Below are 965 nucleotides of genomic sequence, written 5' to 3'. Positions count from 1 at the left end.
CCGGCACGGCAGCCGTAACTGTAAAGACGCGGGACGGCAGCGTATCCGCCGTTATCACAGTAACCGTAGGGACATTCAATACGAATCTGAAGAACTGGAAAGCGAATTCCAGTTGGGCCGTTACGTCCGAAGGAGTCAGGGGAACCTTTGACACTGATTCCAACTATATGTCCGGGGAACGGGGGGCCGATTTCACCTATGAAGCGGATGTTATGCTTCCGCGCACAGGCGGGGCCGGATCGATCCTGTTCAGGTCGAATGCCGACGGAACGAGCGGGTATTATTTCAACCTTGACCCGAATCTGAAATCGGCAAGGCTGTTCTATATGGCCGACGGCCAGTTCCAGGACCGGCAGGTGCTGGCGAAAGTGCCGATGGCTCTAACGACGGGAGTGAAGCATCATGCCAAAATCACAGCCGCAGGCACGCGGATAACCATCGAGCTGGACGGCCGTCAGATTATCGATGTGGATGACGACACTTTCCGCCAGGGTGCATTCGGCGTGAACGTATTCGGCGGCGACGCCTATTACCAGAACGTCAATGTGTCCGATACAATACCGGCCGACGATACGCTGTACCGTTTCGTTAACGCGGGTACCGGAGCGGCGCTTACCGCCGACAGCCAGAGCTCCTTGGCCACACTTAAAGCGCTGCCGCAGCAGAAGACGGTCAATCAGTACTGGAGCTATTATCCGATTAAAAATAACGCCTATACGATCCGGACGGGAGAAAGCGGCAAATCGCTCGACTGGGATACGGGAGCCAACACGATCCAGCTTTACGCTTATCTTGGTTATGACAATCAGCGTTGGCTGGTGCATGACAACGCTGACGGAACGATAACGATCTTGTCCAAGTTCAAGCCGGACAAAGCGCTGGAGGCCCAGGAGGACGGGACGGTCAGACTAGAAAATGCCAATGGTTCCGCTCTTCAAAAATGGCGTGTCGTGAGAGTGGAAGCC

The 965-nt window shown here is 55.2% G+C and carries 1 protein-coding gene; it reads left to right on the top strand.

Going from position 1 to position 965, the window contains the following annotated elements:
• On the top strand, window positions 1-965 hold a 965-nt coding region (locus L691_RS28250), incomplete at both ends, for an RICIN domain-containing protein (RefSeq protein WP_156934194.1).

The organism is Paenibacillus zanthoxyli JH29 (assembly GCF_000520715.1).
In the GTDB taxonomy this organism is placed as follows: domain Bacteria; phylum Bacillota; class Bacilli; order Paenibacillales; family Paenibacillaceae; genus Paenibacillus_AQ; species Paenibacillus_AQ zanthoxyli.
This window is presented reverse-complemented; position numbering and strand designations above follow the sequence as displayed.